The 16,264-nt window shown below is 52.7% G+C and carries 12 protein-coding genes and 1 tRNA gene; 7 read left to right on the forward strand and 6 right to left on the reverse strand.

From position 1 onward, the window contains the following. Positions 1 to 25: 25 nt before the first annotated feature. Positions 26 to 1,021, forward strand: coding sequence for a hypothetical protein (locus JSQ80_RS15655; protein WP_240463681.1), 996 nt, complete (start codon positions 26 to 28; stop codon positions 1,019 to 1,021). 251 nt (positions 1,022 to 1,272) lie between these two features. On the opposite strand, the gene JSQ80_RS15660 is transcribed toward JSQ80_RS15655, so the two are convergent. The 3 genes from JSQ80_RS15660 to JSQ80_RS15670 form a co-directional block, all read right to left on the reverse strand. Beyond that, positions 1,273 to 2,478, reverse strand: a complete 1,206-nt coding sequence (locus tag JSQ80_RS15660; RefSeq protein ID WP_206095953.1) for an MFS transporter — start codon at positions 2,476 to 2,478, stop codon at positions 1,273 to 1,275. 278 nt (positions 2,479 to 2,756) lie between these two features. Further along, positions 2,757 to 3,605, reverse strand: coding sequence for a WYL domain-containing protein (locus JSQ80_RS15665; RefSeq protein WP_206097621.1), 849 nt, complete (start codon positions 3,603 to 3,605; stop codon positions 2,757 to 2,759). Beyond that, complete coding sequence (locus JSQ80_RS15670) at positions 3,580 to 4,911, reverse strand: helix-turn-helix transcriptional regulator (protein ID WP_206095954.1); 1,332 nt, start codon at positions 4,909 to 4,911, stop codon at positions 3,580 to 3,582. Before JSQ80_RS15670 ends, JSQ80_RS15665 begins: the two co-directional genes overlap by 26 nt. 185 nt (positions 4,912 to 5,096) lie before the next feature. Between JSQ80_RS15670 and JSQ80_RS15675 the strand changes: the two genes are divergently transcribed. The 5 genes from JSQ80_RS15675 (at position 5,097) to JSQ80_RS15695 (ending at position 10,465) form a co-directional block, all read left to right on the forward strand. Beyond that, positions 5,097 to 5,161: transfer RNA gene (locus JSQ80_RS15675), tRNA-OTHER, on the forward strand. 347 nt (positions 5,162 to 5,508) lie between these two features. Then, positions 5,509 to 7,038, forward strand: a complete 1,530-nt coding sequence (locus JSQ80_RS15680) for a TROVE domain-containing protein (RefSeq protein WP_206095955.1) — start codon at positions 5,509 to 5,511, stop codon at positions 7,036 to 7,038. A 24-nt stretch (positions 7,039 to 7,062) separates the two neighbouring features. Further along, positions 7,063 to 7,863 (forward strand): nucleotidyltransferase domain-containing protein, encoded by an 801-nt coding sequence (locus tag JSQ80_RS15685; RefSeq protein ID WP_206095956.1) that lies wholly within the window; start codon positions 7,063 to 7,065, stop codon positions 7,861 to 7,863. 31 nt (positions 7,864 to 7,894) lie between these two features. Beyond that, on the forward strand, positions 7,895 to 9,121 hold the full coding sequence (locus JSQ80_RS15690; RefSeq protein ID WP_206095957.1) for an RtcB family protein: 1,227 nt from the start codon (positions 7,895 to 7,897) through the stop codon (positions 9,119 to 9,121). Positions 9,122 to 9,287: 166 nt separating this feature from the next. Further along, positions 9,288 to 10,465 (forward strand): IS3 family transposase gene (locus JSQ80_RS15695; protein ID WP_206095731.1). Its coding sequence is split into 2 segments (ribosomal slippage): positions 9,288 to 9,576 and positions 9,576 to 10,465, totalling 1,179 coding nucleotides; the frame shifts between segments, so codons are not numbered across the junction. A gap of 70 nt (positions 10,466 to 10,535) precedes the next feature. Here JSQ80_RS15695 and JSQ80_RS15700 read toward each other — a convergent pair. The 3 genes from JSQ80_RS15700 to JSQ80_RS15710 form a co-directional block, all read right to left on the reverse strand. Beyond that, entirely contained in the window at positions 10,536 to 11,171 is a 636-nt protein-coding gene (locus tag JSQ80_RS15700; protein WP_206095958.1) for an S-layer homology domain-containing protein, read from the reverse strand. An 81-nt stretch (positions 11,172 to 11,252) separates the two neighbouring features. Continuing rightward, the gene (locus tag JSQ80_RS15705) at positions 11,253 to 13,241 is read right to left on the reverse strand and encodes a S8 family serine peptidase (protein WP_206095959.1); all 1,989 of its coding nucleotides are present in this window, start codon (positions 13,239 to 13,241) and stop codon (positions 11,253 to 11,255) included. Between the two features lie 510 nt (positions 13,242 to 13,751). Beyond that, the gene (locus JSQ80_RS15710; protein ID WP_206095960.1) at positions 13,752 to 14,798 is read right to left on the reverse strand and encodes a lytic polysaccharide monooxygenase; all 1,047 of its coding nucleotides are present in this window, start codon (positions 14,796 to 14,798) and stop codon (positions 13,752 to 13,754) included. A gap of 604 nt (positions 14,799 to 15,402) precedes the next feature. On the opposite strand from JSQ80_RS15710, the gene JSQ80_RS15715 reads away from it, so the two are divergent. Beyond that, positions 15,403 to 16,212: an arylamine N-acetyltransferase family protein gene (locus tag JSQ80_RS15715; protein ID WP_206095961.1), complete on the forward strand. Its 810-nt coding sequence runs from the start codon at positions 15,403 to 15,405 to the stop codon at positions 16,210 to 16,212. The last annotated feature ends 52 nt before the right edge of the window (positions 16,213 to 16,264 follow it).

The raw sequence follows: 16,264 nt of genomic DNA on the forward strand, positions 1-16,264 counted from the left end.
TTGGATATGGAGGAAGGAGATCGGCATGATGAATAAAACAGAAGAGAGACTGCGCTATGAGCTCAGCTTTTTCGACTGCCGGAACATTCAAGTGTCCCTGGCGCTGCAGGACTGGGGGGTTCCAGTCGAGCTGCTCTATTACAATGCATGGGAGAGCACGAGTGACATTTACGAGCATTTATATGTGAAAAAGTCGATGCCGTGGTCTTACGCTTCCCCATGTCTTGAACCGGCGGAGCTGGAGCTTGTCGGAGTTCCGTTCGATCTCGTGCCGTACACGTGCTATGACGATATAGCACCGCTCCTGAAGGAGACGGATTATGCCGCTCGCGCCGTCTTTCTCTGGATCGCCTGCGGGGAAGTGCCATATGCGAAGCCAGGGGTATTCGGTACCCCGGAAGCGGAGCATTCCATATGGATACGCGGGTGGGCTGCGGAGGAGCGTCCGGGCATACCCGCAGGCTATTGCGTACGTGACACGTATCCCGAGTACGAAGGGATGGTGTCGGAGGAGGATATACGCAGAATGTGCGAGGTTCCGCACATCAAGGAGGAAGACAGGAAGGCGTTCATCCTCTGGAAACAGGAACAGGCGGAACCCGCAGACGCAGAACGGATTATGGAGAGGTATGCCGATAGGAATAGCGTGCTGGAGGATGATTTGTCTTTCTATGATAAGGTGTGCGCATACGCGGAGAGCGGCGGCCCCGGACCATTCGCTGACCTGACGGAGCTGTACGATTGTCATGCGCACGCCTTCAAGTTCATTGCGGGTTCACGCTATGTATTTTCCGCTTTCGTGGAAGCGGTCGAGGGCGCAAGCGAACGGTCGCGTTTGCTGCGGGACATTGCGCGCAAGGCGGACACGTTGAAGAATGTCTTCCTGATGGCCGTCCATAGCGGGCGCGCAGACTGCAAGGCCATCATTCGAATGTGCCGCGCTTTGCAGCAGCTGGAGTATAAATGGAAGAGCAGCGGTGATATAGAGCTGTGCCGGAATGTTTTTGCGATCAAGCGCTAATGGCATTCAAGGCGGTTCCAGCATCATACAGCAAGGTGCTCCCAGACATTTCCCGGCCTCCTGCATCTCCGGCATGCAGTACTCCTGACTCATAGGGAGAATGAATCAAGCATTGTTTTGACAGGGGGTCTATCATGCCAGCCAACGGCGGCACCGCCCATCGTTGTCACCTCGCCCGCTGTAACGGCATAGCAAAACCCGGGGATATCCCCGGGTTTTTCACGTGCATACACCTCTAAGCCACACCGTCATTACATGCCGCGGTTGACTGCAGCGTGCTGCTGCTTCGCATGGCGCTGCGACCAGTATCCAAGGCTCATCGTGGCGAGCAATAGGATACCGGTCACCCAGAAGACGGCGTGAATCGAGAACACGCCGCTTATGGCGCCGCCCACGAGCGGTCCCAGCATGCCGCCGAGCTGGCTTGCGGTCTGGTTCAAGCTGAAGGCGCGGCCGCGGAACTCGCTTTCCGTCGTGCGGACGACAAGACCGTTCAACGCCGGGAACACGGCGCAGAAGAAGATGCCGTACATGAACCGGATGATGGAGAACCACCATATGTTGTGGAACGGAATTTGGAGCAGCGTCCCAATGCCTCCGGCCAGCAGGCCGATTAACAATATTTTGTGAAAGCCGATCCGGTCGGCCAGTTTCCCCCAGCGGGGGGCGAACAGAATGCCGGCAATCCCGACAAGGGAAAAGACGAAGCCTGCAGCCAGCGAGGCGTCCTTCGCCGTAATGCCGAGCTCGACAATGTACAGCGGCAGCACCGGTTCAATCGTCATGACGGAGAATTGGGTGCAGAGTGTCAGGATGAGCACGATCATGAACGGCTTGTTATGAGCCGCGAGACTGATCGTATGGACGATCGAGCCGCTGTCCTTGCTGGGAACGAAGGATTCCTCCTTGACCCAGAACATAATGAGCAGCGTCGCAATGAAGCAGAGCACCCCTGCGCTGCCGAAAGCGATCCGGTTATCGAAAATTTTTGACAACACGCCGCCCAGCAACGGTCCCATAATGCTGCCGGTTGCGGTAGCCGTAGATATCATCGACAGCGCGTAGCCGACCTTTTTCTCCGGAGTATTCGTGCCGACAAGCGCTATGGATCCAGGAATGAAGCCGGACAGCAGGCCCTGCAGCAGCCGCAGCGCGAGCAGCTGATACGGACTGGTGACGAATGCGGTTAGAACATAAATGACGCAGAGTGCCAGCCCTGCCCGGATAATCATCGGCTTGCGGCCGTATTTGTCGCCGATGGCGCCCCAGAAAGGCGATGCGATGGCCCCGGCCAGAAAGGCGCTGCTGAACAAAATCCCGGACCACAGCTCGACATGGTCATTGACGCCGATCTGGATCAGGAACAGCGGCAGGAACGGAATGACCATCGAGAAGCTGGAGGATACGATGAATGAGCCGACCCATAGAATCCATAAATTTTTCTTCCACGTTTCCATTAGAGCTTCACTCCCCCTATTCCTTTTTAGTAGTGCGATTCCGTTGGAGTGTCTTTCTAACGGGAATCCATTGCTAACTCAAATTCCTCAGACCGAACACTTTAGACCTAAACTATTATACAGCAATATTCCTCCTTTTTCTCCTCTGACGCTGTTGCAGAGTGTCACTCTCCCTTTCAAATGCCTGTCGTTGCAAGCAAAATGAATAGAAAAAAGGCTCCTTCCCTAATGTCGGAAGAAAGCCTCGTTATTGGCTTCACTATTCCTAGCTGTACAAATTACACGCTCTGCTCCTCCTTGCGCTGACTTTGCTGACTTTCAAGCTCATCGCCGATCCGGTATCGCGCGAGCGCCTTATCCGCACTTTCACGCATGCGCCGCTGCAGCTTTTCGCCTTCGATGATGCGCACCCGTTTGCCGAGAAAACGGATTTTGGACAAAATATATTCGCATTCGTCTCCCATAAATGCAAGCCGGATCAGGTATGTATCCGTGTCATCCAAATATTCCACTTCCTTCTCGAAGCAGGAGAAAGCGTACATAATGCGGGACAGCTCCCGATTGTACATCCGCATCACTTCGATGACTGCGTGCTCTTTGCGGGAATCAAGGATAGCGGCGATCTTAATGAGCAATTCCTCCGCTCTGGGAGCGGAAATGGGCTCTGCCCGCACGTCCGTAATATTCCGCAGTCTAGTGGACATGAACATATGACGGCGTGGATGGTGCCATAACAGGTACCACTCCCGTTTGACCATGGAATATTCCAGCTTATAAGGGAATCCGGATTGCGCCGGCTGCATGCCTCCGTGCTTGAGCCGATAGGAAATGCGGATGCCCTGGCGCTCTGCGATAATTCGGCGCAAGGGGCGCAGGAGCGGGTGGTACACTTGGCGCTCGACACTGGCTGCCTTTTCGGCGACATGCTCGGCAATATCAATGTCCGCCTCGGATTGCAGCACGGACGCCAGCTTAGCCATCGTCTCCGGCGTGAACGCTGCGGCTTCGGCAGGATGGTCCAGCATCGCTTTTAACCATGACCGTTCGTGTGAAGTGACGGCGAACGTGCCGGATTCCTCCAGCCGCGACATAATCTGATAGTTAAAAATCTTCTCGAACAGGTTCATCGCCATAGTATGATTGAATCTCCTTCCACTCGTCGATCAGCTCCTGCCGGAGCTTCTGCGGCTTCAACACTTCGCAGCTGGAGCCGAAGCTGCGCAGCCATGGTTTAATTTCCGTAATCCCGTTTACCGTGATTTCATACAAGAACGAATCGTTATTCTCCTCGATGACGCGCCCCCACTGGCCCTGCAGCAGCACGCGCTCCTTGATGAAATTCGCGCGCGCGCCTTCGGGGTTATAGAACCGCGCCACCACCGTCATTGGATGGCCGGTGTCCACAAGCCAGCTGTGACGCGTCCGCTCCTCCAGCTCCTGCAGCTTGCGGTTGAACAGTTCCTCGGGCACGGCTTCGCCTGCTTGAACTTGAGTCAGCCCCTCCATCCGGTATTTCATGAGCCCTAGCCGGGAGGTGTGGCCGAGCAAATACCATCTGCCGTATTGATGGTCGTAGACCACCTTCAATGGCAGCACGCTTTCCTGCTTTCCTTGCGTGTCGCGCTGGAAGAGCGGATTCGTGTTCTGTGAGGCGTACTTCTTCCGCGCCTTGGGCGAGAAATAGAGGAATGACAGCTTGCGGCGCTCCCGTATCGCCTGCAGCAGCGGATACAGATGCGCCTCATCCAAAATGCGAGAGTAATAATGATATTTGTATAGAAAGAGTTCCGCCGTGCCGGCGTCCATTTCCTTCCGCTTTAACGCCTGCTTCAAATTATCTCTGAGGATATAGCCTTGAACGGAAGGCACCTGCGTATTCGCCATGACATCGACGAAGTCGTAGAGGTCGATCAATTCGTCGTCCGTCAGCTCGTTGACGATGTCATGATGCATCGAGTACCGGTAAGGCCGGCCGCCTTTCATTTTACGGATGACGCCGACGTCCTCCAAATATTTCAGATCGGAACGAATTGTCTTCTCGTCCGGAAGCGGGTACTCTTCAGGCAACTGGCAGCTGCAAGCGTCAATCAGCTCCATCGCGGTCATCGCCTGCTCCTGCAAAGCCGCCAAGATGACCGATAAGCGATAGCTTTCTGATTCCTTCAACGATTTGGCCCGGAACAAGAACAGGAGCATCGGATCTGCCGATTCATAGTAATTGAAACGGAGCGTGTCTGCGAACTCCCGGCCCTCATCTTGGGGGAGCTGCCGGGAGATTGTATGTACGATTTCCTTCAGGCGCCGAATCGTCTTGTCGAACGTATGCACCGAAATGCCCAAGCGCTGCGCAAATTGCTGCCGGCTGTAAGCGCCGCTGGTCAGCACAAGCATGCGGAGAAATTGAATTTCTTTATCGAAGCTTTCTTTCGCCATGGGAGGAGCCTCCTTTCCGGTCCCAGAGGGGTCTATATTCCATTTTAGCAGGGGAGACATATGGGGAAAATGGGAAACTTTTTTTCATGTCGTAATACTTCCGCCATGTTCGCGCCTGCAAAAATGAGCGAAGATAAGGATGTGTTGCCGGGCACCCCGAGTGAAGGCGGCACGGCGCTCCATGAGGCGCATGGACGGGTTACTTCGCCTTTTAAGCGACAGGTCGTTGGTTCGAGTCCAACTCCCGCCACGTATGGCGGGATAGCTCAGGTGGTAGAGCAGTTATGTTCCTGTCCGCCCAACTTCCTCATGGACCGTCTTCAAAAAAACAATCTCGCAAAGCGAGGCGCTTGAAAGGGATCCTTCGACTTTTATGGGAAAAGTAATGACGGTGTTCACCGGTTCGTCCGGAGCATCATGTGGCCTTTTCACTCTTTTCCTCGCTTCTGTTATGAAACTTGCATGTAAATGAATGAATCCGGCGAGGCGCCGGGGAGGGTTCCTTCGCATCCAGCGCTTTGAGGCAGGTTCGAGCCTGCACGACCTTCCCCTCCTTTCCTCGCCGCTTATTTCTATGAACCGGGAGGCTGAACAATCATGAGTTTTGCGCGGAAATTGTTTTCGGCCGCGAAGCCGACGACGAGAAATTGCGACGGTTATCCAGCATATGCGCGTTCTGCGGAGGAGCAATATTTGCAGACGCTTTTGACGAATACAATGGGCAATACATTTTACGCGGATCGGAACGAGCTTCTGGAAGACGCCAGTCTCATGCATATGGAGATGGCAGAGCGCAATCCGCAGTTCATGGCGAAGGCGCTTGTCTATGCGCGCAATGAAGGCTATATGCGCCTGCAGCCGCTGTATGGGCTGGCCGTGCTGTCATGTTACCGCTCGGATCTGTTTGCGAAGGTATTTCTGAAGGTAGTCCTCATCCCTTCCGATCTGTCCGACTTCCTTACTATCCTGCAGGGCCTGGGACGCGGTGAGGGCGGCCGCGCCGTGAAGCGGCAGGTGAACCGATTCCTGGCGGGCGTCTCGGAATATTGGGCGCTCAAGTACAATGGCCGCGGCCGCGGATACAGCCTGGGCGATGCGATTGCTACGGCTCATCCGAAGCCGGCCGACCTGAAGCAGCAGGCGCTGTTCCGGTATTTGCGCGGTCGCGAGGCGAATCTGGCCTTGCTGCCGCAGGTGGAGGCGCTGGAGAACCTGAAACGCGCGAACACGGAGAAGAAGCAGCTCCGCTGGATTACGCAGGGGAAGCTTCCCTATTCGACCGTGACGGGAGCCATCAAGCCTACGAAGGCGATATGGGAGGCTTTGCTGTGCCAGATGCCTGCGTTTGCGCTGCTGCGCCACCTGAATGCGCTGCTCCGTGCGGGCGTGTTCGAGAACGAGGCGAACTTGCAGTATGCCGTGCAGCGGCTGACCGATCGCGAAGCGCTGGCCAAGGCTAAAATATTGCCGTTCCGCTTCGTTCTAGCGTATGAGCAGGTCGACCATCCCGTACTGCGCGACGCGCTGCGGGAGGCGGTGGAGCTGACATTCGGGAATTTGCCGGAGCTGGGCGAGCAAACCGCGATTTTTCTGGACATCTCAGGCTCGATGAGCGGTGAATATTTGCGCATCGGGTCGGTGTTAGCGCTGGCGCTATACAAGAAAACGCAGGGCAACTCGCTATTCTGGCTGTTCGACACGAAAGTGCTGGACGCCAAGCCGTCACGGCATGACAGCATCCTGAGCCAGGCGGAGCGCATTCGAGTCCGCGGGGGAACCGACACCGGAGCGCCGGTGCGGGAGCTTCTCCGGCAGGGGAAGAAGGTCGACCAGCTCATCATCATTACGGATGAGCAGCAGAACAGCGGCAGCCCGTTCTATGAGGCCTTGTCTGCCTACCGTGCGCAGGTGAATCCAGAGGTAAAGGCGTTCATCGTGGACATTGCGCCTTACCGGACTGCGATGGTGCCGCCGCAGGACACGAAAACGCACTACATCTATGGATGGAGCGATAACGTGCTCACGTACATTGCCCAGACCATGCAAGGTTATAAGACGCTTGTGGAGCGCGTGGAATCAATAACTGTGGAAGAGGCCCGGGATGAGTCGGCGGATGGCCGCGAATAAGGGCAATAAGAAGGAGGGAAGACCATGTCCGATATAAAGCAAACGATATGGCAGGAGCTGCGGCAAATTGAACGGCAGGAGGACGTATGCATCGTATACGCCTGCGAATCCGGCAGCCGGGCATGGGGGTTCCCGTCGCAGGATAGCGATTACGATGTCCGCTTCCTGTATGTCCGGCCGGTGGACTGGTACTTGTCCATCTTCGAGCGCAGAGACGTCATCGAACGGCCCATCAGCAACCAGCTTGATATCAACGGCTGGGACTTGCTCAAAGCGCTGCGGCTGTTCCGCAAGTCCAATCCCCCCTTGCTGGAATGGCTGCAGTCGCCGATACAATATGAAGAAACGCATTCGGTCGCGGAACAGATCCGCAGCCTGTCTCCGCTCGCCTTTTCGCCCCGATCGTGCATGTACCATTATCTCAACATGGCGAAGGGAAACTACCGGGAGTATTTGCAAGGGGAACAGGTGAAGATTAAGAAATATTTCTACGTGCTCCGTCCGATATTGGCGTGCGGCTGGATTGAAAAGCACAACGCAATGCCCCCGATGGAATTCGGCGTTTTGGTGCGCGAGCTGCTGCCGGATGGCAGCGATCTGCGGGAAGCAGTGGATCAATTGCTGGCACGGAAAATGTCCGGGGAGGAACTTGACTGCGAATCGAGAATACAATCCATTAATGAGTTTATTGAAGAGCGCATCGATTATTATGGGCGTGCGGCCGTTAACCTGAAATCTATGGAGGGGCGGCAACGGCAGGATCGGGCTTTGGATGAGCTGTTTCGGGCGGCGCTCCGGGAAGTGTGGGCGCAGCAGAAGGGATAGCCACGGCAGACAGGTTAGGAGAGTGAAGCAAATGGCATATGAAACAATTGCAGGCGTGCGGGTATGGGGCAAGCCGGAGGAGAGCGCAGTCGCCCAAGCGAAGACGTGCGCGCGTAACGGCCGCGTCGTGCAGGCGCTCTTAATGGCAGACCATCATAAGGGCTACAGCCAACCGATTGGGGGCGTCGTCGTCTATGACGGCCAAATCTCCCCTTCCGGCGTCGGCTACGATATCGGATGCGGCAACAAGGCGGTGCGGACGAACTTGTCCGCTGCCGACATCAAGCCGCGCATCGGCGCCATCATGGACGAGATAGCGAAGAAGATATCGTTCGGCGTTGGCCGGCACAACGATGAGAAGGTGGACCACGAGCTGTTCGACGACCCGGATTGGAACGTCTATATGTCCATCGGGCGTCAAGAGCATGACAAGCTGAAGGCGCTGGCCCGCGGCCAGCTGGGAACGGTCGGCAGCGGCAACCACTATGTCGATCTGTTCGAGGAATACGGAACGGGCGCGCTATGGATCGGGAATCACTTCGGGAGCCGCGGCTTCGGGCACAAGACGGCCAGCGGATTCTTGAATTTGGCTGCGGGGCGGGACTTTCTGGGCAAGGCGCCCGGCGAAAGCATGGATCAGCCGCCGGTGCTGCTTGAGCTGGAGAGCGAGCTTGGCGATATGTACTATCGGGCAATGAAGCTGGCAGGACGTTACGCATACGCGGGACGGGACTATGTCATCCGTCAGGTGCTGTCTCTCCTCGGTGCGGAGGCTGATTTTGAAGTGCACAACCATCACAACTACGCGTGGAAAGAGCAGCATGGCGGCCGCGGCACGATTGTCGTGCGCAAAGGAGCCACTCCGTCGGCGCCAGGCCAGCTCGGCTTCATCGGCGGCAGCATGGGCGACATCTCGGTCATTATCCGCGGGAAGGATACGGACGAGAACCGGGATTCCTATTATAGCACCGTGCATGGAGCGGGCCGCATCATGAGCCGCACCCAAGCAGCCGGCAAAATGAACTGGAAGACGCGGACCCGAACGGGCGGACAGATTGCGCCAGAGCAAATGCGCGCGGCCGTTCGGAGCTTCGGCGTCGAGCTGCGCGGAGCGGGCACTGACGAGAGCCCGTTCGTGTACCGCAAGCTGCAGGATGTGCTGGACGCCCATCAGAACACGATCGAAGTGCTGCACGTGCTGAAGCCGATTGGCGTCTGCATGGCCGGGGCTGACGAGTTCGATCCGTACAAGGATTAATATGAGCCTTTGAAGCGGCCACTTGGGCGGGACAAGGGCTCATTGCATTGCGGAATGCGCCGGTAAGAAAAAAACTGAGGAGTGGTATTATCCCCTTTAAGTAGACACTCAAAAAAAACCTTGTGCTATCATGAGGAACAAGAGTGAACTTGGAGGGGATTTTTCTATGGCTAGAAAGGGACAAGTGTTTCAACAGTATACCGAAGAATTCAAACTAGCAGCAGTCAAAGCGTATTTAGAAGGGAAGTCCAGCTATAAAACGGTAGCGGAAAAGTTAGAAATCAGAAACTGTACCCAATTAAAAGTATGGGTAAGGAAGTGGCAGCATGGAGAAGCGTTCGATATCCGTAAAGGGGTATCGAATCCTCTTAAGGGACGTCCGCGTACAGCCTTTGACACTGTGGAACAAGAACGGGATTATTTGAAAGCACAGGTCGATTACTTAAAAAAGCGGTATCCAAATCTGGTAAAGGAGGCACGCTCCGTTCGCAGGATAACTACCAAGTGATTGAAGAGCTGCGTGATCTCTATGATGTTACGCGTTTGTTAGCCATTGCGGGGGTACCTAGGGCTAGTTATTACAAGTGGCGAGCGACACGGTCATTAAGGGCCGAAAGACAAACAAGGGATCACGAGATCAAGGAGCACATGATGGCTATTCACTTTGCGCACCCCTATTTTGGATATCCTCGTATGATGACAGCTTTATGGGAGGCTGGTTATCGTATTAACCATAAAAAAGTATGGCGGCTTATGAAGGAATTATCTATCCAGTCCGTCATTCGCAAGAAACGAAAGCGTTCTAGTTCTACGCCTTCCGTCGTGTATCCTAACCGATTGAAGCGTCAATTCCATGCTGTAGGTCCGCAGCAGAAGCTAGTCACCGATATTACGTATATCTCCGACGGCACACGCTTTTATTACCTGTCGGCGATACAAGATCTGTTCAACAATGAAATTGTGGCTTGGCAATTATCCGAGCGAAACGACGTAAAGCTGGTGCTGGATACGATTGAGCAGTGGACACGAAAAAGAGACGTTTCGGAAGCCGTGCTCCATTCGGATCAGGGCTTCCAGTACACGTCTCAGGCCTACAACTCACGATTGGAAGCATTCAGCGTCAAAGGCAGCCACTCTCGCAAAGCAACCTGCCTGGATAACGCCTGCATCGAATCCTTCTTTTCGCATCTCAAAACAGAGAAGTTGTATCTTCACCAGTGTACGTCAGAAGCTGAGATTCTTCAAGCTGTAGAAGAGTATATCTACTTTTATAATTATCAGCGCTTTCAAGCCAAACTCAAACAGCGCGCGCCAATTGAGTATCGGCACGCGCTGGCTGCATAGCTTTTTTCATCTGTCTACTTGACAGGGGTATGACCAGGAGGCAAACAACCTCAGTTTTTTTTCTTATTGCTTAAATCGCAGGAAGACTGGCCGGATTAGTCGGCTCTTGCGGTCTTTCCAGCAATCCGCCAATCCCGTATTCATATAGGTTCTTCACGAACTGCAATGCTTCTGCACGAGTCAATTCTTTATCGCCATTGAAGCTTGTGAGCGACATTTGATTCGGATCACTGCCGTTTGCAAGGCCGAATGCAAGCGTATAATGAATGGCATCATCACCCTTGAAGTTAACGCCTTCGGCAGCAGCAAGCAACTCAGCCACTTGTTGGCGGAGAATCGTCTTGTTTCTCGGCTCAACATCGGCATAGCTTTTTACAGGATAATTCATTTCTTTTGCTTTTTCATAGTAAGCATCTGACCAAATCTGATTTTGTCCGGTTGTCAGGTTTGGCTCGAAAGTGCGGAGCAGCATGGCAAGGAATTCAGCTTCCGTAACCGTTTTGTTGGGTTTGAATGAGCCATCCGCATAACCGGTGACTACGCCTTGCGATAACCCCCATTGTACTGCAGCTTCATACCATGCCCCTTGCGTGCCATCGGCAAATGAGACGGCGCCTGCTGCATGAAGGGCTTGAGGAGCAGCAGCTCCAATAAGAGATATAATAAGTGCTGCAGCGGCTGCCTTAGAGAATGCTGTCGTTTTCATGGTGAAATCTCCTGTCCTGGTGCATAAAATATTCATGAATTCCTTACAAGAGAGCTGGATCGCATCAGCTCTCTTTAGATTTTATCGAGTGGTAAACTCTAAAGTCAGAGGATTTTTCAAGTCGTAGGCAACATTCGAATTTAAGCTTGGTTTGCCTTGTACCGTCTTGTCTATGACAAGGGTGAATGTTTCTTGCGAAGGAAACGTTCCGCTTCCTGGCGTGACGAAAATGCGATTCCACAGGACATAGATGTTGATATCTTTCACCACTTCGCCTTTTCCATTTACAACAAAGACATTTTCGCCCGGTTTAATGGATGACGGATCGATATATTTGTAGTTCGGGCTCTTCATGGCAACTTGAAGACTGACACTGATCGGAGTGTGTGGATGAACCTGACTTTTTGCCGGAATATCTTTCACGCCCAGCTTCTGCTTGATTGTCTCCAATTTCTCTTGGTATTCCTTGCGTTTTTCCTTATTGAATAGAGCTTTAAACGCAAACTTGGCTTCCATGAAGTCAGCAATGGTTGGCTCCTTTTCCGCTTGCTCAGTCTTGGTGGTTCCTGCATGCGACTGTATTTTTTTTGGCTGCGAGGCAACGGAATCACCGCCAGCAGCAGCAGGGGAACTGCCACCCGATGGAGGAGTTGTGCGGTTCATCGGCATAGCTTCTTTGTAGGGAAGCGGTACAGGTGCCGTTGTAACTGGCGCTTGTGGCACGTTTGGGCCGGTTGCAGGAGCTGTAATATCCACTGGCGTCTTGGAAGATATACTATCACTCGTCGTTCCGGCAATGAATTGACCGAAGGATTCTGTTCCTGAAGCATCAACGGTTGTTAACCGGAAGTTATAGGTGGTAGAAGGAGCAAGTCCCCTTACTTCGTATACAGTTCCGGTAACGGAATGAACGAACTCCCCATTCATGTAGAGATGCACTTTGTCGTATTTTGCATGAAGCGGATTCGTCCATGAGAGAGATAGTGTAGTTTCCGTGTTACCCGTCACTTGCAAGTTGGTGACTTCTGCTGGCGGGACTTCGCCGATGTGCGCAAACGTAGCCAAACCATATCCGTAATCATCATCCCGGCCCGGCGCCCCCAGATCAATGGCATGCTTCTTCAATTCTTCACGCAATTGAACGTTTGTCATGAAAGGATACTCCTGCTTCAGCAGAGCCAGCATGCCTGTAACGTGAGGGGCGGCCTGTGACGTTCCGGAAGTAATCCCGTAGCGATTATTGAGATATGTTGAAAGGATGTCATCGCCTGGAGCCGCAAACTCAAGCTCTGATCCTCTGGATGAAGAGGCGGATTGAATATTGTTTTCGTCGATAGACCCGACTGCAATTACGCTATCGTATTTTGCCGGATATTGCACGGGGGTTGTACCTGTGTTTCCTGCCGCAGCAACAATAATGATTCCTTGGGCATAAGCCTGCTCAAGCAGATCGCGAAAAAGCTGAACATCCTTGTCGATTTCAAACGACAGGTTGATAATGTCCATCTTGTTTTGAATGGACCATTCAATTCCCTTCATAACATCGGAAAGGCTTCCTTTACCGTCTTGTTTTACTGATTTTACGGCATATAGTTCGATGTCTGGCGCGATTCCTGCTATCCCCCTGCCGTTATGCTTGGAGGCGATAATGCCTGCAACATGGGTTCCATGACCATTATCATCGTCGTAAGAGGACGTATAGCTTACGGTCGAAATACCGCCTGCAATCGTTAATTCGTCATGTGCGGCAATACCAGAGTCGATTACGGCAACTTTGACGCCTGCTCCCTTATATCCTCTATCCCACATTTTTGTAGGTTGGACAGCTTGGAAGTTCCATTTGAACAGCTCCTGTGGAATAGGCGTTGTTACGCTTGCAGATGCAACATCATCTTCAGCGAGTTGAATGGGGGCATTTCGCTCTATATACGAAATGTTGGGATCGGATGCCAACGCTTTAATGTTCGCGCTTGTAACCGTAGCGGATATGGCTGGAATCAAATCGAACGCATGGTTGATATTTACGCTTTCCTTAATTATGGCGGACTTGCCCGCTTCATTTTTATACATGACAATTACTTTTTGTTCCGTTCCTGCTTGCCGGTCCCTTGCATGCGCGAATCCTGCGTGAAACAGCAGCAGAAAAATCGTGAGGACAGCTGCGGCGATTTTACTTGATCTCCTGCTCATGTGTTCATATTTCTCCCCTCGTTATTTTTGTCTGAAATTTGGTTAGTTCATTTGAATCATCCTTTCTCCTATGAGTTTGGCAGATTCCCTTTATAGATCATAATAGTTTATATAGAAATAAAGGGAGCTAAATAGAGTAATCGGAAGATAAAAGATGCAATTTAAGTGGAATATGTAACCAAATCCCAGTAAATCATGGCAATGACCGCTTTACCTTGTTCGGTTGTCCCCTGACCACAAAAGAGCGGCATCAGCGCGTCCTAATTCGTTGCTGCCCGCGCTTGTTTCAACTCTCATGCATGACCGCATTTCTCATCCGCTGCACATGAAAAAAGACTAACGACGGAAGCCCATCGTTAGTCTTAATCGTTATGGATATATACGTTGGCGTTAATTTACGGCGAGCCATACGTCAGACTTGCCTGGCTCTTCGCCCTGTGTCCACCAGCGCGCTTCATAGGAGACGCCCTTGTGCGTCACCCGGTTGCCGGTGACATACACTTTGCCAGCTTCCCAGGCTGGATAGACACTGCTATCGTTCGACGTCTTGACCGTCAGCCCAGCGGATGGGGCCGACTTGTTCCCGCTTGTGTCCACGGCGAGGACGGTATACGTATATGACGTATTCGCGGTTAGCCCAGAATCGGTATAGGAGGTTCCGGTTGCCTTGCCGACGAGTTGCCCGTTGCGGTACACTTCATATTCCTTAATCCCGTTCGGTGAAGAAGAGGCGGTCCAATTGAGTGTGACGCTTGTCGTCGTGTGAGATGGGGATGCGACATTTACCGGTACTGTCGGCAATTGTCCGCCGGAGCCGTCGTTAACCAAGTTAACGTCGATGACTTGGTAGAAGGCATTGACAGTATCGGCGATCTCCCAGACGCCAAGAATAACATGGTAGCCGCTGCGGTCGGTAGGCACGCTGCATTGATGCGTGACCTTATTCGACGGTTTTGCGCCGCCATCATTGAAGGAACAGAACAGCTCCAGATTGGCGCGGGCGAGCGGCTGATTCGGATTCCAATCTTTTTTTGTAATGTAATATTTCCATTCTCTCGTAGCGTGCGGCGCGGTCAAATGCCATTTGAATGTGTTGGTGCCGCCATTCAAGGTGACTTTGTTCCAACGCGTCGCAGTTTGCGCGTCAAGCTCCGGGAATACGCCGCCGCCGGCGATGTGTCCGTCAGCAGGGCCGCCCAATGGGAACGAGCCCGGCCCTTCTACGCTTTGCGGTTCATATTGCACTTGACCGCAGTTCGTGTTCAGCCCTTGCTTGCATTGAAGAGCGCGGCTGGCAGGCGATTCGATATATCCATGTGCTGATGCGGTGTCTGCGAACGCGAGCGTACAGGCTATACCGAGCAGCATAGCGGCAAAAGCGACGAATAATGGCGATACTTTGGATAACATGTGGTTCCAAACGCGTGAATCAGTCATTTCATTTACCTCCTTGTTTTGGGTGGATTAAGAAACACAAGAAACAGGGTGACTGTTCTCTATGAATACTCTGCTGCATCACCTCCTTCATAAAATTAAAGCGTTTATGTTCGTGTTGCATAACACTTGGCCGTTCTAAGGCGGGAGACAATAACAATAACGATAAGCAACTTGGTGTAATTAAGTAAGCGTTTGCAGTGAGTGCGGCAAGTGAAGAATAACCATTTCTGAAAAAAACGCATGTCAATTGCGGATAATTAGCGAGATTGTTGGATGGGATAGTGCTGCGAAAAAGAAGCTGTTCATAATAGTTGGGTCGTAATCCAGTTATTTCAACACAGATTATACTAAAGTTTAACCGCTTATGCTATAGCTATTTTTGATTATTTTTAAACGGGGTGAAAACGGTTCCACTGCAAGCGGAAGTGCATCAAAATGATGCAGCGGCAGCGGGGCGAGCGTAAGGAGAAATGGGGACTTCGGCACAAGCGCGCTGTCTTGTAGGAACATGGGGATGTTGATATGATGGTGGTATTATTACCCAATCTATTTCATCATTCGAGGCAACCGTCCTGATGAGCAGGGAAGGAGTCGATAAGATATTATGAACGAGTGCCGCAATAAAATGAAACCAGAAGTGCGAGCCTATTTAGAGCGGATCGGATATGAAGGAGCGGTGGACGTCAGCTCTGCCGCGTTGGCTGACTTGCAGGAGTGCCATTTGCATGCGGTTCCGTACGAAAATCTCGATATTTTGCGCCGTGTTCCGCTGTCGTTACATATTCCCGATCTATTCGATAAAATTGTCGTTCGCCGCCGCGGAGGCTACTGCTTTGAGCTTAATGCCCTATTTGGCTGGCTGCTGCGAGAGCTTGGCTATCCGGTGACCGACCTTATGTCCCGCTTTTGGCGCGATGAACCGAATCCGCCGCCGAAACGCCGTCATCATGTGCTGAAAGTGGAAGCGGGAGGGGCTTTTTACCTATGTGATGTCGGAGTGGGCGGCATTGTGCCGCGCCGGCCGATTCAAATGACCGAAGGACTGAAGCACCACCAGGGCGAAGAATGCTACCGCTTGGTTCGCGATCCCCAATATGGCTGGATGCTGTGCGAGCTCAAACGCGGCGAATGGTGTCAGCTTTATTCCTTTACGGAGGAGCCACAGCTTGCCAAAGATTTCATTATGGCCACGTATTGGTGCGAGAATGCGCCGGACTCGATTTTTATTCAGGATGCGATGGTGGCGATCCGTACCCGCGAGGGGCGCAGTACGGTTGCCGGACGGGAATTTCGTATCTATGCCTCCGATCAGGTGAGCACCTTTATTCCACAGACGGAGGCGGAGTATGAGGAAGCGCTGCGGTCTTATTTCGGCATCAGTCTCAATGAAATTACAAAGATGAAGAAACATTAAACAAGCTAAACAGAGAGGAACTTGCTTATGATTTCTATAATGGCCAACATCC

Source organism: Paenibacillus apiarius, assembly GCF_017052585.1.
In the GTDB taxonomy this organism is placed as follows: Bacteria; Bacillota; Bacilli; order Paenibacillales; family Paenibacillaceae; genus Paenibacillus_B; species Paenibacillus_B apiarius.

Bases quoted from the DNA above. Each gene is read 5' to 3' on its own strand.
- JSQ80_RS15700 (WP_206095958.1), bottom strand. From the start codon at position 11,171: ATGAAAACGACAGCATTCTCTAAGGCAGCCGCTGCAGCACTTATTATA.
- JSQ80_RS15665 (WP_206097621.1), bottom strand. From the start codon at position 3,605: ATGAACCTGTTCGAGAAGATTTTTAACTATCAGATTATGTCGCGGCTG.
- JSQ80_RS15680 (WP_206095955.1), top strand. From the start codon at position 5,509: ATGAGTTTTGCGCGGAAATTGTTTTCGGCCGCGAAGCCGACGACGAGA.
- JSQ80_RS15705 (WP_206095959.1), bottom strand. From the start codon at position 13,241: ATGTATAAAAATGAAGCGGGCAAGTCCGCCATAATTAAGGAAAGCGTA.
- JSQ80_RS15655 (WP_240463681.1), top strand. From the start codon at position 26: ATGATGAATAAAACAGAAGAGAGACTGCGCTATGAGCTCAGCTTTTTC.
- JSQ80_RS15685 (WP_206095956.1), top strand. From the start codon at position 7,063: ATGTCCGATATAAAGCAAACGATATGGCAGGAGCTGCGGCAAATTGAA.
- JSQ80_RS15690 (WP_206095957.1), top strand. From the start codon at position 7,895: ATGGCATATGAAACAATTGCAGGCGTGCGGGTATGGGGCAAGCCGGAG.
- JSQ80_RS15710 (WP_206095960.1), bottom strand. From the start codon at position 14,798: ATGACTGATTCACGCGTTTGGAACCACATGTTATCCAAAGTATCGCCA.
- JSQ80_RS15670 (WP_206095954.1), bottom strand. From the start codon at position 4,911: ATGGCGAAAGAAAGCTTCGATAAAGAAATTCAATTTCTCCGCATGCTT.
- JSQ80_RS15660 (WP_206095953.1), bottom strand. From the start codon at position 2,478: ATGGAAACGTGGAAGAAAAATTTATGGATTCTATGGGTCGGCTCATTC.
- JSQ80_RS15715 (WP_206095961.1), top strand. From the start codon at position 15,403: ATGAACGAGTGCCGCAATAAAATGAAACCAGAAGTGCGAGCCTATTTA.